This window comes from Streptomyces siamensis (assembly GCF_039543605.1).
Classification (GTDB): Bacteria; Actinomycetota; Actinomycetes; order Streptomycetales; family Streptomycetaceae; genus Streptomyces; species Streptomyces siamensis.
Genome location: NZ_BAABKB010000046.1, coordinates 1 through 17,639 on the forward strand (window position 1 = coordinate 1; position 17,639 = coordinate 17,639).

The 17,639-nt window shown below is 70.7% G+C and carries 12 protein-coding genes, 1 tRNA gene, 1 pseudogene and 1 riboswitch; of the genes and pseudogenes, 12 read left to right on the forward strand and 2 right to left on the reverse strand.

The window, feature by feature from the left end; all coding sequences use genetic code 11:
- Window positions 1-181 precede the first annotated feature (181 nt).
- The 9 genes from ABEB03_RS41620 to ABEB03_RS41660 all read left to right on the forward strand — a co-directional run bounded on the left by ABEB03_RS41620 (window position 182) and on the right by ABEB03_RS41660 (window position 11,179).
- Window positions 182-1,453 (forward strand): cytochrome P450 family protein, encoded by a 1,272-nt coding sequence (locus tag ABEB03_RS41620; RefSeq protein WP_345658258.1) that lies wholly within the window; start codon window positions 182-184, stop codon window positions 1,451-1,453.
- A 184-nt stretch (window positions 1,454-1,637) separates the two neighbouring features.
- Window positions 1,638-2,612, forward strand: coding sequence for a transglycosylase family protein (locus ABEB03_RS41625; protein WP_345658259.1), 975 nt, complete (start codon window positions 1,638-1,640; stop codon window positions 2,610-2,612).
- A gap of 183 nt (window positions 2,613-2,795) precedes the next feature.
- Window positions 2,796-2,959: riboswitch (cyclic di-AMP (ydaO/yuaA leader) on the forward strand.
- 3 nt (window positions 2,960-2,962) lie between these two features.
- Window positions 2,963-3,637 (forward strand): transglycosylase family protein, encoded by a 675-nt coding sequence (locus ABEB03_RS41630; protein WP_345658260.1) that lies wholly within the window; start codon window positions 2,963-2,965, stop codon window positions 3,635-3,637.
- 495 nt (window positions 3,638-4,132) lie between these two features.
- On the forward strand, window positions 4,133-5,419 hold the full coding sequence (gene eno / locus ABEB03_RS41635) for a phosphopyruvate hydratase (RefSeq protein WP_028803896.1): 1,287 nt from the start codon (window positions 4,133-4,135) through the stop codon (window positions 5,417-5,419).
- Window positions 5,420-5,536: 117 nt separating this feature from the next.
- Window positions 5,537-6,013 carry an FtsB family cell division protein gene (locus tag ABEB03_RS41640; RefSeq protein ID WP_345658262.1) on the forward strand — a complete coding sequence of 159 codons (477 nt, stop codon included), beginning with the start codon at window positions 5,537-5,539 and terminating at the stop codon, window positions 6,011-6,013.
- 29 nt (window positions 6,014-6,042) lie between these two features.
- Window positions 6,043-6,573, forward strand: coding sequence for a DUF501 domain-containing protein (locus ABEB03_RS41645; RefSeq protein WP_345658264.1), 531 nt, complete (start codon window positions 6,043-6,045; stop codon window positions 6,571-6,573).
- A gap of 173 nt (window positions 6,574-6,746) precedes the next feature.
- On the forward strand, window positions 6,747-7,703 hold the full coding sequence (locus tag ABEB03_RS41650) for a Ppx/GppA phosphatase family protein (protein ID WP_345658265.1): 957 nt from the start codon (window positions 6,747-6,749) through the stop codon (window positions 7,701-7,703).
- Window positions 7,704-8,222: 519 nt separating this feature from the next.
- Complete coding sequence (locus ABEB03_RS41655) at window positions 8,223-9,620, forward strand: NAD(P)/FAD-dependent oxidoreductase (RefSeq protein ID WP_345658266.1); 1,398 nt, start codon at window positions 8,223-8,225, stop codon at window positions 9,618-9,620.
- A 269-nt stretch (window positions 9,621-9,889) separates the two neighbouring features.
- Window positions 9,890-11,179 carry a class I SAM-dependent methyltransferase gene (locus ABEB03_RS41660; protein WP_345658267.1) on the forward strand — a complete coding sequence of 430 codons (1,290 nt, stop codon included), beginning with the start codon at window positions 9,890-9,892 and terminating at the stop codon, window positions 11,177-11,179.
- Window positions 11,180-11,251: 72 nt separating this feature from the next.
- Here ABEB03_RS41660 and ABEB03_RS41665 read toward each other — a convergent pair whose 3' ends face one another.
- The gene (locus ABEB03_RS41665; protein WP_345658268.1) at window positions 11,252-13,780 is read right to left on the reverse strand and encodes an ABC transporter permease; all 2,529 of its coding nucleotides are present in this window, start codon (window positions 13,778-13,780) and stop codon (window positions 11,252-11,254) included.
- Between the two features lie 60 nt (window positions 13,781-13,840).
- Window positions 13,841-14,611: an ABC transporter ATP-binding protein gene (locus ABEB03_RS41670; protein ID WP_095934822.1), complete on the reverse strand. Its 771-nt coding sequence runs from the start codon at window positions 14,609-14,611 to the stop codon at window positions 13,841-13,843.
- Window positions 14,612-14,998: 387 nt separating this feature from the next.
- Between ABEB03_RS41670 and ABEB03_RS41675 the strand changes: the two genes are divergently transcribed.
- From ABEB03_RS41675 to ABEB03_RS41685, 3 genes and pseudogenes are all read left to right on the forward strand, one after another.
- Window positions 14,999-15,081, forward strand: a tRNA-Leu gene (locus tag ABEB03_RS41675).
- A gap of 177 nt (window positions 15,082-15,258) precedes the next feature.
- Window positions 15,259-16,428, forward strand: a pseudogene (locus ABEB03_RS41680) (4-hydroxybenzoate 3-monooxygenase); the annotation flags it as partial.
- Window positions 16,429-16,713: 285 nt separating this feature from the next.
- The gene (locus ABEB03_RS41685; protein WP_345658270.1) at window positions 16,714-17,595 is read left to right on the forward strand and encodes a Bax inhibitor-1/YccA family protein; all 882 of its coding nucleotides are present in this window, start codon (window positions 16,714-16,716) and stop codon (window positions 17,593-17,595) included.
- Window positions 17,596-17,639: the final 44 nt, after the last annotated feature.

Below are 17,639 nucleotides of genomic sequence, written 5' to 3' on the forward strand. Positions count from 1 at the left end.
CGCGTGCCGCCCGCTGCCGCGGACGCGTGCCGCCCGCTGCCGCGGACGCGTGCCGCCCGCTGCCGCGGACGCGTGCCGCCCGCCGCCGTGGACGCGTGCACGCGGTCGGTGCGCGCCGTGCCGGCCGCCCCGGCCGCCGGTCGGTCCCGGCACCTCCGGGCGCTGCGGATACCGTCGGGGAGTGACCGAGCCCCACGCCTCCGCCAGCCCCGCCCCCGAACTCTTCACCTGGGAGTTCGCGACCGACCCCTACCCGGCGTACGCCTGGCTCCGGGAGCACGCCCCGGTGCACCGGACCCGGCTGCCCAGCGGGGTGGAGGCCTGGCTCGTCACCCGGTACACGGACGCCCGGCAGGCGCTCGCCGACCAACGGCTGTCCAAGAACCCCGCCCATCACGACGAACCCGCCCACGCCAAGGGGAAGACGGGCATCCCGGGCGAGCGCAAGGCCGAGCTGATGACCCATCTGCTGAACATCGACCCGCCGGACCACACCCGGCTGCGGCGGCTGGTCAGCAAGGCGTTCACCCCGCGCAGGGTGGCGGAGTTCGCGCCGCGCGTGCAGGAACTGACCGACCGGCTGATCGACCGGTTCGCGGGCGAGGGCTCCGCGGACCTCATCCACGACTTCGCGTTCCCGCTGCCCATCTACGCCATCTGCGACCTGCTCGGCGTCCCCCGCGAGGACCAGGACGACTTCCGGGACTGGGCGGGCATGATGATCCGGCACGGTGGCGGGCCGAGGGGCGGGGTGGCGCGGTCCGTCAAGAAGATGCGCGGCTATCTGGCCGACCTCATCCACCGCAAGCGGGAGGCGCTGCCCGAGCACCCCGCACCCGGCGAGGACCTCATCTCCGGGCTCATCCGCGCCTCCGACCACGGCGAGCACCTCACCGAGAACGAGGCCGCCGCGATGGCGTTCATCCTGCTCTTCGCGGGATTCGAGACGACGGTCAACCTCATCGGCAACGGCACCTACGCCCTCCTCACCCACCCCGGGCAGCGGGCCCGCCTCCAGACCTCCCTCGCCGCGGGGGAGCGGGCACTGCTCGAGACCGGGGTCGAGGAACTCCTGCGCTACGACGGGCCGGTCGAGCTCGCCACCTGGCGGTTCGCCACGGAGTCCGTGCGGATCGGCGGGCAGGACATCGCGCCCGGCGATCCCGTCCTCGTCGTCCTGGCGGCTGCGGACCGTGACCCCGCACGGTTCGAACAGCCGGACACGCTCGACCTGTCCCGGCGTGACAACCAGCACCTCGGGTACGGTCACGGCCTTCACTACTGTCTCGGCGCGCCGCTCGCCCGTCTGGAGGGGCAGACCGCGCTCGCCACGCTCCTCGCCCGCCTGCCCGATCTGCAACTCGCGGGGGATCCGGCCGATTTGCGCTGGCGTGGTGGCCTCATTATGCGTGGATTGCGCACACTTCCGGTGGAGTTCACGCCGATCAGGTAGGCATGCCGCGGAACGGCGTCCCGACCGGCAGTGGATGACGGTCCGTCATATCTGTGATCTTCACGTGATCTGCGCTGCATCGACTTGTGACAAGCGTTCGAGTGCGGATACGTTCACCCAGCAACGCGGCCCATCTGTCGCTGTAGCCGCTGTAGTCACCTGCTGTCACGCGAAAGGCTTCCGCATGCTCTCCGGGAACGGCCGTCACCGTCGCCCCCGTCAGGCCCCGGCCCTCATCGTCGCCGCAGGAGTGACCGGATCGGCCATCGCGATCCCGTTGCTCGGCGCCACCAGCGCGAGCGCAGCCGACGGCACCACGTGGGACCGGGTCGCGGAGTGCGAGAGCGGCGGCGCCTGGAGCGCCGACAACGGCAACGGCTACTACGGCGGCCTTCAGTTGACCCAGGACAACTGGGAGAGGTACGGCGGTCTCGCCTACGCCCCGAGCGCCGACCAGGCCAGCCGCTCGCAGCAGATAGCCATCGCGGAGAAGGTCCTCGACGGCGAGGGGCTCACCGCCTGGCCGACCTGCGGGCCGCTCTCCGGGCTCAGCAAGAACTCCGCTGACGTCGAGGTCGACACGGGCCTGGGCGACGATTCCTCGAACGAGGGCGGTTCTTCGGACTCGTCCGGTTCGTCCTCTTCATCTGATTCTTCCGACTCCTCTTTCTCGTCCGGTTCGTCCTCCCTGACCGACACCTCGCGCGAGGGCGGGAACTCCACCAAGTCCGACACCTCGTCCGACGAGGACTCCCAGGACTCGGACCGCTCGGACCAGGCGACGCCGAAGAGCGATGGATCGGACAAGTCGGGCCGGAGCGACGAGTCTTCGGAGGCGTCCGAGGGCGGCACGGCCGGAGCCGGCCGCCACCGCGGCGACAGCGCCGACGAGGACGCCACGGAGGGCGCGGGTGACGCCCGCAAGGACGGCACTCCGGGGCGGCACGCCTCCCGCGGCTCGGCCCCCTCGCGTGAATCCGCCGACGGCTCCTACACCGTGCGCAACGGCGACAGCCTCTCGACGATCGCCGACGCCCTCGACCTGCCGGGCGGATGGTCCGGGCTGTACGACGCGAACAAGAAGACGGTCGGCGCCGACCCCGACCTCATCCTCCCCGGTCAGAGCCTTGCAGTTGATGCCGAATCGGGCGAAAAGTAGCGGGAGTTCGCGTCACGGTTCGCCGTGGAATGTCCGGTTTGGTGCGAGTGAGAGATGAGTCTCAGAGGCCCTGATCGTCTTTGGAATTCCGTCGACCGCATGCCTACGGTCGTGATCGCTCGCCACAGCGGGCCCCGACGGTCGCAACGCCGAATCCTGCCGACGGCCGTACGGGAACAGTCGACGCGTCAAGCGCCGTGGGCAGGAGCGGGGGACCCAAGGTAAGTGCCGCGAACGGTTGTTGAACCGGGAGCGGCTAGGGGTGGAGCCGAGCGCTGGAGCGCGCGGCCGGGCACTCACCCGCCCGAACCCGACAGCTCACCTCGCAGGCGTCGGTGAGGGGATCCTCCATGCTGTTTTCCGACAAGGGCAAGCACCGTCGTCCTTCCAAGGCCGCACGTGTCGCCGCCCTCGCCGGTGTCACCGGTGTCGCCATCGCCGCTCCGCTGATGGCCGCCGGCAACGCCTCCGCCGCCACCGCGTCCGAGTGGGACGCCGTCGCCCAGTGCGAGGCCGGCGGCAACTGGGCCATCAACACCGGCAACGGCTACTACGGCGGCCTGCAGTTCGCGGCCTCCACCTGGGCCGCGTACGGAGGCACCGCCTACGCCTCCACCGCCGACAAGGCCTCCAAGGCCCAGCAGATAGCCGTCGGTGAGAAGGTTCTCGCCGCGCAGGGCAAGGGCGCCTGGCCGACCTGCGGCACGGGCCTGTCGAACGCCACGTACAACGGCGGCAGTGCCGACTCCGCGTCGAGCACCCCGAGCACCACCACCCGTACGACGGAGCAGCCCGCCTCACGTTCGGCCGAGCGCCCGGCCGCCAAGGAGACCGTCACCACCCCGACCGGCGAGAAGGTCAAGAAGGGTGACGGCGAGTACAAGGTCGTCAAGGGCGACACCCTCAGCTCCATCGCCGAGAAGAAGCACGTCAAGGGTGGCTGGCAGCAGCTGTTCAAGCTGAACAAGGACATCGTCGACGACGCCGACTTCATCTTCCCGGGCCAGCAGCTGCACCTCGGCTGACCGGCCCTCGCGCGGCGGCCGCGCCCCCCACCGGCCGCCGTGCGTCCGTCCGCGACCGCAGCCCCCACCTGCGTCCGCGCCCCCATCGGCCGTGTGCGGTCCGGACCGGCGTCCACGCCGTCCGGTCCGGCCCCGCGCCGCCGGTCGCGGTCCGGCACCGGTCCCCGAAAGGCCTCGGCCGGTCCATGGCTCTCCCATAGAAGAGGTCTCCGCACCGGAGGTCTCGTGAGGGTCCCCCCGTCCCCACGGGCTCCCCGCCCCGGCACGTGTTCCCCCGCACGCGCCGGGGCGGGGCTTTTCGTGCGGGGCGGTATTCATGTACGGGGCAGGTTTTTGTTCCGTTCGGAAACAATTTACGCTCGGTTCTGCTCAAGGGGTGGTCGTCAGGCTGGCCGATCCCCCCGGGGCGGTTAGGCTCATGTCGCGAAGCCGTCCCAGGCTCCGCGCCGTGCCGGGCCCGGTGTCCGGCGTACCCGCGTCACATCCCAGAAGGAGATGCTCGTGCCGTCCATCGACGTCGTCGTAGCCCGGGAAATCCTGGACTCCCGAGGCAACCCCACGGTCGAGGTCGAGGTCGGCCTCGACGACGGCAGCACCGGTCGTGCCGCCGTCCCGTCCGGCGCCTCCACCGGTGCCTTCGAGGCCATCGAGCTCCGCGACGGTGACCCCAACCGCTACCAGGGCAAGGGTGTCGAGAAGGCCGTCCTCGCCGTCATCGAGCAGATCGGCCCGGAGCTCGTCGGCTACGACGCCACCGAGCAGCGCCTGATCGACCAGGCGATGTTCGACCTGGACGCCACCGACAACAAGGGCTCGCTCGGCGCCAACGCCATCCTCGGCGTCTCGCTCGCCGTCGCGCACGCCGCCTCCGAGGCGTCCGACCTCCCCCTCTTCCGCTACCTGGGCGGCCCGAACGCGCACCTGCTGCCCGTTCCGATGATGAACATCCTGAACGGCGGCTCGCACGCCGACTCCAACGTGGACATCCAGGAGTTCATGATCGCCCCGATCGGCGCGGAGTCCTTCTCCGAGGCCCTGCGCTGGGGTGCCGAGGTCTACCACACCCTCAAGAAGGTGCTGAAGACCAAGGGCCTGTCCACCGGCCTCGGCGACGAGGGCGGCTTCGCCCCGAACCTGGAGTCGAACCGCGCCGCGCTCGACCTCATCCTCGAGGCCATCAAGCAGGCCGGTTACATCCCGGGCGAGCAGATCGCGCTCGCGCTCGACGTCGCCGCGTCCGAGTTCTACAAGGACGGCAAGTACGAGTTCGAGGGCAAGTCCCGCTCGGCCGCCGAGATGACCGAGTACTACGAGGAGCTCGTCTCCGCGTACCCGCTGGTCTCCATCGAGGACCCGCTGTACGAGGACGACTGGGCCGGCTGGAACGTCATCACCGAGAAGCTGGGCGACAAGGTCCAGATCGTCGGCGACGACCTCTTCGTCACCAACCCGGAGCGTCTGGCCCGCGGTATCGAGGAGGGCTCCGCCAACGCCCTGCTCGTCAAGGTCAACCAGATCGGCTCGCTGACCGAGACCCTCGACGCCGTCGAGATGGCCCAGCGCAACGGCTTCAAGTGCATGATGTCCCACCGCTCCGGCGAGACCGAGGACGTCACGATCGCGGACCTCGCGGTCGCCGTGAACTGCGGTCAGATCAAGACCGGTGCCCCGGCCCGCTCGGACCGCGTCGCCAAGTACAACCAGCTGCTGCGCATCGAGGAGATCCTCGACGACGCCGCGGTGTACGCCGGCCGCAGCGCCTTCCCCCGCTTCAAGGGCTGAGTCGCACTGGCTTAGGAAGCGTCGTACGTACGTCCCCGTACTCGGTCCCGTACCGTGTGCGGGGACGTACGCACGTGACGGGCCGGCGGACGCGCAAGCACCGGGGAGGCGGGATACATGGCCGTGAAGGACCGGGACCGGTTCTCCACCGCGACCAGGCTGCGGCTGCTCGGTGAGCAGACGGCGGCCCGGGTGTACCGCTCGCAGACGAAGCGGCAGGCCCGTCGTTCCCGGCTGACCGGCCGGGCCGCGCTGCTCGCCCTCGTCCTGTGCTCCCTGATCGTCGCGCTCGCGTACCCGATAAGGCAGTACGTCTCCCAGCGCGCCGAGATCGCCGACGTGGAGCGGCAGCGGGAGCAGGCCCGCATGCGGGTCGAGCAGCTGCGCGACCTCAAGGCGCGCTGGCAGGACGACGCGTACGCCGAACAGCAGATCCGGGACCGGCTGCACTACGTGATGCCCGGCGAGACCGGCTACATCGTCGTCGACCCGGACGCGGCGAAGCAGTCCCGCGCCGACCGGCGGGCGGCACCGCGCCCCTGGTACGCCAACGTCTGGGACGGCGTGGACAAGTCCGACGCCGCCGACAAGTGAACTGACCAGAAAGACATGTGACACACGGCATGGAAACGCCACCGCCGCCCACCCCGCGCACCGAACCGACCGACGCGGACGTCGAGGCCTTCAAGCAGCAGCTCGGCCGGCCGCCGCGCGGACTGCGCGCGATCGCGCACCGGTGCCCGTGCGGGCAGCCGGACGTCGTCGAGACGGCGCCGCGTCTTCCCGACGGGACACCGTTCCCCACGACGTACTACCTGACGTGCCCGCGGGCCGCGTCCGCCATCGGGACGCTGGAGGCCAACGGCGTCATGAAGGAGATGACCGAACGGCTGGCGAGCGACCCGGAGCTGGCCGCCGCCTACCGTGCCGCGCACGAGGACTACATCGCGCGCCGCGACTCCATCGAGGTGCTGGAGGGCTTCCCCAGCGCGGGCGGCATGCCGGACCGGGTGAAGTGCCTCCACGTGCTGGTGGCGCACTCGCTGGCCGCCGGGCCGGGTGTGAACCCCCTCGGGGACGAGGCGATCGCCATGCTCCCGGAGTGGTGGAGCAAGGGGGCCTGTGTGGTCCTGCCGGACGGGGACCAGGACTGACCTGCCGCGGGTGACGGGAGCGGCCGCCTTCGGGCCGCCGCCCCGCGCCCGCGCACCTCTCGCCCCGGGACCCTGCCCCGGCCCGCACCCGCGCACCGGGGAACCGCCCTTCGGGCAGGAGCCGGGCGGGGACGCCCGGCGGCGAGGACGATCACGACAGGAGACCAGAGACCATGACCAGGGTCGCCGCCATCGACTGCGGCACCAACTCCATCAGGCTGCTCGTCGCCGACGCGGACCCGCACACCGGTGAACTCGTCGAGCTGGACCGCCGGATGACGATCGTGCGGCTCGGGCAGGGCGTCGACCGCACCGGACGGCTCGCCCCCGAGGCGCTGGAGCGGACCTTCGCGGCCTGCCGGGACTACGCGACGGTCATCAAGGAGCTCGGCGCGCAGCGCCTGCGCTTCGTGGCGACCTCGGCCTCCCGGGACGCCGAGAACCGGGACGAGTTCGTGCGCGGGGTGCTGGACATCCTGGGGGTCGAGCCGGAGGTCATCAGCGGGGACCAGGAGGCGGAGTTCTCCTTCACCGGGGCGACCAAGGAGCTCACCGGACGCGACGACCTCGCCCGGCCCTTCCTCGTCGTGGACATCGGCGGCGGCTCCACCGAGCTGGTGGTGGGCGAGGAGCACGCGCGCGCGGCCCGCTCGGTGGACATCGGCTGCGTACGCATGACGGAGCGGCACCTCGTGCACGAGGGCGCCGTCAGCGATCCGCCGACGCCCGCCCAGGTCGAGGCGATCCGCGCCGACATCGAGGCCGCGCTGGACCTCGCGGAGCGCACGGTGCCCCTGCGTGAGGCGCACACGCTCGTCGGGCTGGCCGGATCGGTGACCACGGTGTCGGCGATCGCCCAGAACCTTCCCGAGTACGACTCCGCGGCGATCCACCACTCCCGGGTCTCCTACGACAAGGTCCGCGAGATCACCGAGTGGCTGCTCGCGTCCACGCACGCCGAGCGGGCCGCGATCCCCTCGATGCATCCGGGCCGTGTGGACGTCATCGCCTCGGGGGCCCTCGTCCTGCTCGCGATCATGGAGCGGATCGGCGCCCGGGAGGTCGTGGTGAGCGAGCACGACATCCTCGACGGCATTGCCTGGAGTGTGGCCGGGGACTCCGGCGCATAGCGACCCGGCCTGCGTCGTCCGCCGGGGTTCCGCCCTCGGCGGCGCAGGCCCGGCGGTGACGCGGGCCACGGCTCCGCCGTGGTCTGGCTCTCCTTTTACTACCAATCGGTAGCCTCGGCTGAGCAGGTCGAATAACGTATGAGCGCCCCTCGGGCGGCTGGAACGGCGCCGGGCGACACGCCGTCGGAAAACTTCGTGAAGTTCTTCACAAGGAAAAAGGCCCTGCTGGGCGAGGATGTGGCCCCCAGGGCCCTGTACGAGGGCTCAGGCGGCCCGGGAGAGTGCTCACCGGAGCGTCTCCGGGGCGGCGTGGGAGGGCCCCGCGGGGCAGTGGTCCTGACGGCCGGTGGCGCCGGAGTGGCAGCTCACGCGGTGTTGGCAACGGCCTTCATGGCACAGTGGTTCCCCCGCGGCGACATGACCTGGGTCACGTGGGCGGCGCAGTGTAGCAGAGCCCCTGTCAAAGCTTGTGAAGGGGCGCACGAGCGACCCCCCGGGGGCGGGTGGATACTCGATGGCATGAGCACCACGGAGCGTCCCAGGATCCTCGTAGTAGGCGGTGGGTACGTAGGCCTGTACGCAGCTCGGCGCATTCTCAAGAAGATGCGCTACGGAGAGGCGACCGTCACGGTCGTCGACCCCCGGTCGTACATGACCTACCAGCCCTTCCTCCCCGAAGCCGCCGCCGGCAGCATCTCCCCTCGGCATGTCGTCGTCCCGCTGCGACGCGTGCTCCCGAAGGCGGAGGTCCTCACCGGCCGGGTCACCACCATCGACCAGGACCGCAAGGTCGCCACGATCGCCCCCCTCGTGGGTGAGGCGTACGAGCTGCCTTTCGACTACCTCGTCATCGCGATGGGCGCGGTCTCCCGCACCTTCCCGATCCCCGGCCTCGCCGAGCAGGGCATCGGCATGAAGGGCATCGAGGAGTCCATCGGCCTGCGCAACCACGTCCTCGAGCAGCTGGACAAGGCCGACTCGACCACGGACGAGGAGGTGCGGCGCAAGGCGCTCACCTTCGTCTTCGTCGGCGGTGGCTTCGCCGGTGCGGAGACCATCGGTGAGGTCGAGGACATGGCCCGCGACGCGGCCAAGTACTACAACAACGTGTCCCGTGAGGACATGCGCTTCATCCTCGTCGACGCCGCGGACAAGATCCTTCCCGAGGTCGGCCCGAAGCTCGGCCAGTACGGCAAGGAGCACCTGGAGAGCCGCGGTGTGGAGATCTACCTCTCCACCTCCATGGACTCCTGCGTCGACGGTCACGTGGTGCTGAAGAACGGCCTGGAGGTCGACTCCAACACCATCGTGTGGACGGCCGGCGTCAAGCCGAACCCGGTCCTGTCCCGCTTCGGCCTGCCGCTCGGCCCGCGCGGCCACGTGGACACCCAGACCACCCTCCAGGTGCAGGGCACGGACTACATCTGGGCCGCCGGCGACAACGCGCAGGTGCCGGACGTCGCCGCCCGCAAGGCCGGTGTCGAGAACGCCTGGTGCCCGCCGAACGCCCAGCACGCGCTGCGTCAGGCCAAGGTCCTCGGCGACAACGTCATCTCCGGCATGCGGGGCTTCCCGCAGAAGGAGTACTCGCACTCCAACAAGGGTGCGGTGGCGGGTCTCGGCCTCCACAAGGGCGTCGCGATGATCGTCATGGGCAAGATGAAGATCAAGCTCAAGGGCCGTCTCGCCTGGTACATGCACCGCGGCTACCACGGTATGGCCATGCCGACCTGGAACCGGAAGATCCGCGTGTTCGCCGACTGGACGCTCGCGATGTTCCTCAAGCGCGAGGTCGTCTCCCTCGGCGCCATGGAGACTCCGCGCGAGGAGTTCTACGAGGCCGCCAAGCCGGCGCCCGCAGCGGCGGCCGCCCCGGCGCCCGCCGTGAAGACCGAGGAGAAGGCCAAGGCCTCCTGACCTCCGGTCACCGAACGCCCTGAAGGGGCCGCCCGCCATCCGTGGTGCGGGCGGCCCCTTCGGCGTTCCGCCGGACGGGTCAAAGAAGCGGCGGCCCGCACCGACGAAAAACATGGCTGCTACACCTATTTTGCGAAGCCGTAACGCGTAAGGGGGACTGCGCGCGGGGCGCGATGGTGTTTACGTGGTGTCGGAGCGTTCGGGAGTGGTCCGCCCCCGAGCCCTCGGCTTCGTTCGAGTGGGGGAGACCCCCATCGGAGGTGTGCGCCATGCAGGACGCCGCGCTGCGGCTGAAGAGCCTTGTCGAGCAGATGCTGGGAACCCCCCTCCCCGTGCGCATCCGCGCCTGGGACGGTTCGGAGGCGGGGCCCCCGGGCGCTCCCGTCCTTGTCGTACGCAATCGGCGGGCCCTGCGCCGAATGCTGTGGAAGCCGGGCGAGTTGGGGCTGGCGCGCGGCTGGGTCTCCGGTGACCTCGGCGTCGAGGGCGACCTGTACGCCGCCCTGGACCTGATGTCCGGGCTGGTGTGGGAGCGCGGGGAGGACGCCCGGGGGCTCGTCGAGTCGCTGCGCGACCCCCAGGTGCGGGCCGCCGTCCGCGGACTGGTGGCCATGGCGGGTCCGCCGCTGCCGCCCGCCCCGCCGCGCGAGGAGACGCGCAGACACCGTCACCTGCACACCCGCCGCACCGACAGGCGGGCCATCAGCCACCACTACGACGTGGGCAACGACTTCTACGAGATCGTCCTCGGCCCGTCCATGGTGTACTCCTGCGCCTACTGGGAGGACGGCGGGACCCTGGAGGACGCGCAGCGCGACAAGCTCGAACTGATCTGCCGCAAGCTCGGCCTGAAGCCCGGTCTGCGACTGCTGGACGTCGGCTGCGGCTGGGGATCGATGGCCATCCACGCCGCCCGCGAGCACGGCGTCGGCGTCGTCGGGATCACGCTGTCGCAGGAGCAGGCCGCCTACGCCCGCAAGCGGGTCGCCGACGAGGGTCTGACCGACCGGGTCGAGATCCGGGTGCAGGACTACCGCGACGTCACCGACGGCCCCTACGACGCGATCTCCTCCATCGGGATGGCCGAACACGTCGGCGCCGAACGCTACCTGGAGTACGCGCAGGTGCTGCACGGGCTGCTCAGGCCCGGCGGCCGGCTGCTCAACCACCAGATCGCCCGCCGCCCGCAGCGGGACGAGACGACGTACTCCGTGGACGAGTTCATCGACGCGTACGTCTTCCCGGACGGCGAGCTCGCGCCGGTCGGGACCACGGTGACACAGCTGGAGCGCGCCGGGTTCGAGGTGCGCGACGTCGAGTCCCTGCGCGAGCACTACGCGCTCACCCTGCGCCGCTGGGTCGCCAACCTGGAGGCGCAGTGGACGAGGGCCGTCAAGCTCTCCAGCCCCCCGCGCGCCCGCGTCTGGCGCCTCTACATGGCGGCCAGCGCGCTCGCCTTCGAACACAACCGCATCGGGGTCAACCAGGTCCTTGCGGTCAGGACACCCGAACCGGCCGGTGCCTCCGGGCTGCCGCTGCGGGCGCGGACCTGGAACTGACCCGCACGCGCCGGGGCCCCTCCCGTATCCGTACGGGAGGGGCCCCGGCCTTGCGGTCCGTGTCGGCCGGTGTCACTCCGACTTGATCGCCGTCAGCATGTTCAGGCGGGCCGCCCGGCGCGCCGGCCACAGCGCCGCCAGGACGCCGACCGTCGCCGCGAGGAGCAGGAAGACGGCCATCCGGCCCCAGGGCAGCACCAGTTCGTACGTCGACATCCTGCTGCCCAGCAGCTCACCGGCAGCCCAGCCGAAGAACACGCCCAGGCCGATGCCGAGGACTCCGCCGAAGAGCGAGATGACCAGGGACTCCAGGCGGACCATGCGCTTGATGCCCTTGCGGTCGAGGCCGATCGCACGCAGCATCCCGATCTCCTGCGAGCGCTCGAAGACCGACATGGCGAGGGTGTTGATGACGCCGAGGACGGCGACGACGACCGCCATCGCGAGCAGCCCGTACATCATGTTCAGGATCAGGGTGAACATCTGCGCGATGCCGTCGGAGAGGTCCTGCTTGTCCTGCACCTTGATGGCCGGGTTGTCGCCGAGGGCCTTCTCCAGCCGGTCCTTGGTCGCGTCCGACGCGCCGTGCGACGTTTTCAGCATGACCTGCATGTCGGAGGTGTCGGTCTGGTGGGGCGAGAGGGTGGCGTTGTCCAGGATGATGCCCTGGATCATCTCGTTGCCCTCGTAGACACCGGCGACCGTGAGGCGCTGCTTCTTCCCGTCCTCGTACGAGACGGTGAACCGCGAGCCGGCCTTCCAGTGGTGGGAGGCGGCGGTGTCCTTGTCGACGACGACCCGGGTGCCGCCGACCGCGAAGGAGCCGTCGGTGACGTCGAGATCGGTCAGCTTGCCGATGGCCGGGCCGTTGACGCCGGTCAGGAACTCCGTCTGCCGGTCGATGCGGGAGGGCGCGTTGCGCAGGGAGCTGGTGTCGGTGACCCCGTCGACCCCGGCGAGCTTCTTCTCCACGTCGGGGGAGAGCGAGTTGCCGTTCGCCATCGAGACGACGTAGTCCGCCCGGATGGCCGAACTGGCCATCTTGTCGATGGACTTCTGCAGGCTGCCCGCCATCACCGTCATGCCGGTGATCAGGGTGAGACCGATCATCAGGGCGGAGGCGGTCGCCGCCGTACGGCGCGGGTTGCGGACCGAGTTCTGCCGGGCCAGCTTGCCGGAGATGCCGAAGACACGCAGCACCGGGGCGGCCGCCGCGATCAGCGGCCGGGACAGCAGCGGGGTGAGGACGAAGACGCCGATGATGAGCAGGACCGCGCCGAAGCCCATCGGCGCCTGGCCGTCCGAGCCGTCCAGGGTGGTCGCGTACAGGACCACGGCGACACCGGCGGCGGCGAGCAGGGCGCCGAGCGTGTTCCGCAGGACCAGCGACTTCGTCGTCGCCTTCGCGTGCACGCTGCTCATCGCGGCGACCGGCGGGATCTTCGCGGCGCGGCGGCCCGGCAGCCAGGCGGCGAGCATGGTGATGAGGACGCCGACGAGCAGCGCCGTGCCGACGGTGCCGGGCGACACGACCAGCGGGCCGTCGGGCACGGTGGCGCCGAAGGTGCCCATCAGGGAACGCATCCCCGCGCCGATGCCGATGCCCGCGGCCAGGCCCGCGACGGCGGCGACCGCACCCACCACGAACGCCTCGACCAGCACCGACCGGGTGACCTGCCGGCGGGAGGCGCCGACCGCGCGCAGCAGGGCCAGCTCCTTGGTGCGCTGCGCGACCAGCATGGTGAAGGTGTTGGCGATGATGAAGGTGCCGACGAACAGCGAGATCCCGGCGAAGACCAGCAGACCCGTCTTCATGCCGCTCATCGCCGAGGCGATCTGGGTGGCCTGGTCGTCGGCGAGCTGCCGGCCGGTGGTGGTGGAGGCGACGTCCTCGGGCACGACCCGGTCGATCGCTTCCCGCAGCGCGGTCTGGCTGGTGCCCGCGGCGGCCTTCACGTCGATCTCGTCGTAGGAGCCGACCGAGTGGAACAGCCGCTGCGCGGTGGCCGTGTCGAACAGGGCGAGGCTGCCGCCCGCGGCGACGTTGCCGTCGTCCGTGGTGAAGATGCCGGTCACCGTGGGGGTCAGGACGGGCCCGTCGACGGAGATCCGTACGGTGTCGCCGACCTTGTAGCCGGCCCGCCGTGCGGTCTCGGAGTCGATGGCCACCTCGTCCTCGCCGTGCGGCGCGTGACCCTTCGTCAGCGGGTACCGGGGGTCGTCGGCGCCCCAGTAGTTCCCGCCCTGCGACTGGAAGCCGCCGCCGATGAGCTTGCCGTCCTTGCCGGCGATGGCGGTGAAGCCGTTCACGACACCGACGGCGGTGCCGGCGCCGGGGGCGGCGGCGACCTTGTCGAGCAGCGGCCGGGTGAGCTTGTGCTCCTTGCCGACCGTGTCGCCCTTGTCCTCCTGGCTCTTGGGCCGGACGGCGACGTCGACCTGGTCGAAGCCCTTGGCGGAGCTCTTCTGGTAGGCGTCCGAGATCGTGTTGGTGAAGACCAGGGTCCCGGACACGAACGCCACGCCGAGCATCACGGCGAGCACGGTCATCAGGAGCCTGGCCTTGTGCGCGAGCACGTTGCGCAGGGCGGTACGGAACATGGGTCTTTTCTCAGTCCAGGGAAGGTGCGGCGGCGGGGTGGTCGGTGGTCGGACGGGGCGTCAGCTCGTGCGGCCCTTGCCGTCGAACTGCTTCATCCGGTCGAGCACGGACTCGGCGGTCGGCCCGTACACCTCGTCGACGATGCGGCCGTCCGCCAGGAAGACCACGCGGTCCGCGTACGCGGCGGCCACCGGGTCGTGGGTGACCATGACGACGGTCTGCCCCAGCTCCCGTACGGAGTTGCGCAGGAAGCCCAGCACCTCCGCGCCCGAGCGCGAGTCGAGGTTTCCGGTCGGCTCGTCACCGAAGATGATGTCCGGCCGCGAGGCCAGGGCGCGGGCGACGGCGACGCGCTGCTGCTGGCCGCCGGAGAGCTGGGAGGGACGGTGCCCGAGACGGTCGGACAGCCCGATCATCTTGATGACGGTGTCCAGCCACTGCTTGTCGGGCTTGCGGCCCGCGATGTCCATGGGGAGCGTGATGTTCTCCAGGGCCGTCAGTGTCGGCAGCAGGTTGAAGGCCTGGAAGATGAACCCGATCTTGTCCCGGCGCAGCTTGGTCAGCTGCTTGTCCTTCAGGGAGCCCAGCTCGGTCTCGCCGATGCGCACGGAGCCGTTGCTGAAGGTGTCGAGGCCCGCCACGCAGTGCATGAGCGTGGACTTGCCGGACCCCGAGGGACCCATGATCGCGGTGAACTCGGCCTGCCGGAAGTCGACCGAGACCCGGTCGAGGGCGACCACCTGGGTCTCGCCCTGTCCGTAGACCTTCGACAGTTCCGTGGCGCGGGCGGCCACGGCGGTGGTGGTGCCGGCAAGGGGCGTGGTGGTCACGGGAGAGTGCTCCTGTCGGGACGACGTTCGGGGATGTCTCCCATCGTCGGTCCCGATCCGCGCGCTGTAGTCAGCCGCTGTTCCGGTTCCGGGGACAGACTGCGGTCGGACCGGCGGCGGCCGAGTCATACCTGGGGATGACGGAACCCCCTGAGGGGACCCCCGGGTGCGACGTCACGCAGTGCGCTCGTTCGGACGGTGAAATTCCGTCATTCCGCATGCGATGTCGTGGGGCGTCCGAAAGGCTATTGGCAAGTGCGGATGGCCCGTACCGCGTGCTGATGCACCCTCAGACGTCAATAAAATAAGACAACATCGGGTCGCTCGACCGCTGTCCGGGGGACGCGCCCCGATAGGCTCGGAACCTCGATGCGGAGCCCATGGCCTGCCCGGATGGTGGAATGCAGACACGGCGAGCTTAAACCTCGCTGCCCCTCGCGGGCGTACCGGTTCAAGTCCGGTTCCGGGCACCTCCGAACCCTCTCTTTCATCCGTCGCGCACCGCGGAACGCGGCCGTGCGCCGGGCTCCCCCGGGAGCTTCGTCTCTCACCGTTGACAGCGGGCCGGTGCGGTCGGAGACTCACACCGGAGAAAGCAGTGAAGGAAATTTCACTGGACGAACATGGGAACGCGAAGGGGCGTGCCGATGCGTACCACCGTCGGGATCGTCGGGGCCGGGCCGGCCGGGTTGCTGCTGGCGCGGCTGCTGCACAACGCGGGGATCGACTCCGTCGTGCTGGAGAGCCGGGACCGTGCGTACGTGGAGCAGCGCCAGCGGGCCGGGATCCTGGAGCAGGGCACCGTGGACGTACTGCGGGCCGCCGGGGCGGGCGAGCGCATGGACCGGGAGGGTCTGCGGCACGACGGGATCGAGCTGCGGTTCGACGGCCGGCGCCACCGCGTCGACTTCCCCGCCCTCACCGGTGGACGCTCCGTGACGGTGTACGCCCAGACGGAGGTCTGCAAGGACCTCATCGCGCTCCAGCTCGAGGAGGGCGGCCCGCTGCTCTTCGGCGCCGAGGCGCTCGCCGTCGAGGACGCCGGGACCGACCGGCCGCGCGTGCGGTTCAGGTACGAGGGCCGCGAGGACGTCCTCGACTGCGACTACGTCGTCGGATGCGACGGGTTCTGGGGAGTCGCGCGGCAGGCCGTGCCCGCCGGACTCTCCCGCGTCTTCGAGAGGACCTACCCCTTCGGCTGGCTCGGCGTCCTCGCCGACGTGCCGCCCTCCCACGACGAACTCGTCTACGCCCGCCACGAGCGCGGCTTCGCCCTGCTCAGCATGCGCTCCCCGGAGGTCTCCCGCCTCTACCTCCAGGTGCCGCAGGGCGCCACCGCCGAGGAATGGGAGGACGAGGCGATCTGGGACGAGCTGGAGCGGCGCCTGGAGACCCGCGACGACTGGCGGCTGCGCCGGGGCCCCATCACCTCCAAGTCCGTCACCCCGATGCGCAGCCACGTCCACGAGCCCATGCGGTACGGCCGGCTCTTCCTCGCCGGGGACGCCGCGCACATCGTGCCGCCGACCGGTGCGAAGGGCCTCAACCTCGCCGTCGGCGACGTCGTCACCCTCGCGCGGGCGCTCACGCACGAGAAGGAGACCGGCTCCGCCGCCCTGCTCGACGCGTACTCCGAGACCTGCCTGCGCCGCGTCTGGCAGGCCGAGCGCTTCTCCTACGACATGACGACGCTGCTGCACAGCGACCCTGGGGCGTCGCCCTTCGACGGCCGCATCCAGCTCGCCCGCCTGGAGCGGATCGCGGGCACCAGGGCCGCCGAGACCGACCTGGCCGAGGGATACACCGGCTTCCCGCTGGACGAGGCCGTCCGCAGGCACGGCCCCGCGGACGGAGCGGCGCCCGCGGGGGCGGAGGGGGCGGTACGGGCCGCGAAGGGCCGGGCCGGGCACCCGGGGCGCCGGCGGGCATAAAGAGGAGGCCACGGGCGCTGTCACGGCTTGGTACCAGTGCGGGCAGCCTCGACACCGCACGCGTACCGTGGCAGCACGAGGGAAAGATCCTCCCCAAGCACTAGGGTCAATCCTTTGCCTACCCATTACCCTTGAGGCCAAGGCCACGCAGGGTGGCCATGGAGGAGTGAAATGAGGAGCAGTAACCCGGTCTTCTCGCGACGGGGGTTCAGCCGCGACAACGGTTACGCGGGGTTCAACGCGGCGCCGCAGGCCGGGGGACCCGCTGCCGGAACCCAGGGCAACCCGTACGCCCAGCAGGGCGGCAACCCCTACGCGCAGAACCCGTACGCACAGCAGGACCTCCAGTACGGCGTTCCGCCGCAGGCCCCGGCCACCACCGGCCGCATGACCATGGACGACGTCGTCATGCGCTCGGCCATGACGCTCGGCACGGTCGCCGTCGGCGCCATCCTCGCCTGGGCCCTGCTGCCGGTGTCGTCCACCAGCTACGGCCTGGCGATCGGCGCCGCACTGGTCGCCTTCGTGCTGGCCATGGTGCAGTCCTTCAAGCGCACCGCCTCGCCCGCGCTGATCCTCGGTTACGCCGCCTTCGAGGGCGTCTTCCTCGGGGTCATCAGCGAGATGTACAACAGCCAGTGGTCCGGCGCGCCCTTCCAGGCCGTGCTCGGCACCATGGCGGTCACCGGCGCGACCCTCCTCGTCTACAAGGCGGGCTGGATCCGTGTGACCGCGCGGTACGCGCGCATCGGCATGACCATCGCCATCGCGTTCGTCGTGGTCATGGCGGTCAACCTGCTGCTGGTCGTCTTCGGCGTCGCCGAGGACGGCGGACTGCGCAGCATGGGCCCGCTCGGCGCGATCGTCGGCATCCTCGCGATCCTGATCGGCGCGTTCTTCCTGACCCTCGACTTCAAGCAGATCGAGGACGGCATCGCCTACGGCGCGCCGAAGGAGGAGGCCTGGCTGGCCGCGTTCGGCCTGACCCTCACCCTCGTGTGGATCTACGTCGAGATGCTGCGCCTGGTCGCCATCTTCAGCGGCGACGACTAGCCGGCTGCCGGCGGTGCGGCGACAGCGGTCGCCGCACCGGCCGG

Coding starts and splice junctions, on each gene's coding strand:
- eno (WP_028803896.1), top strand. CDS start 4,133: ATGCTCGTGCCGTCCATCGACGTCGTCGTAGCCCGGGAAATCCTGGAC.
- ABEB03_RS41665 (WP_345658268.1), bottom strand. CDS start 13,780: ATGTTCCGTACCGCCCTGCGCAACGTGCTCGCGCACAAGGCCAGGCTC.
- ABEB03_RS41650 (WP_345658265.1), top strand. CDS start 6,747: ATGACCAGGGTCGCCGCCATCGACTGCGGCACCAACTCCATCAGGCTG.
- ABEB03_RS41630 (WP_345658260.1), top strand. CDS start 2,963: ATGCTGTTTTCCGACAAGGGCAAGCACCGTCGTCCTTCCAAGGCCGCA.
- ABEB03_RS41685 (WP_345658270.1), top strand. CDS start 16,714: ATGAGGAGCAGTAACCCGGTCTTCTCGCGACGGGGGTTCAGCCGCGAC.
- ABEB03_RS41655 (WP_345658266.1), top strand. CDS start 8,223: ATGAGCACCACGGAGCGTCCCAGGATCCTCGTAGTAGGCGGTGGGTAC.
- ABEB03_RS41660 (WP_345658267.1), top strand. CDS start 9,890: ATGCAGGACGCCGCGCTGCGGCTGAAGAGCCTTGTCGAGCAGATGCTG.
- ABEB03_RS41640 (WP_345658262.1), top strand. CDS start 5,537: ATGGCCGTGAAGGACCGGGACCGGTTCTCCACCGCGACCAGGCTGCGG.
- ABEB03_RS41625 (WP_345658259.1), top strand. CDS start 1,638: ATGCTCTCCGGGAACGGCCGTCACCGTCGCCCCCGTCAGGCCCCGGCC.
- ABEB03_RS41645 (WP_345658264.1), top strand. CDS start 6,043: ATGGAAACGCCACCGCCGCCCACCCCGCGCACCGAACCGACCGACGCG.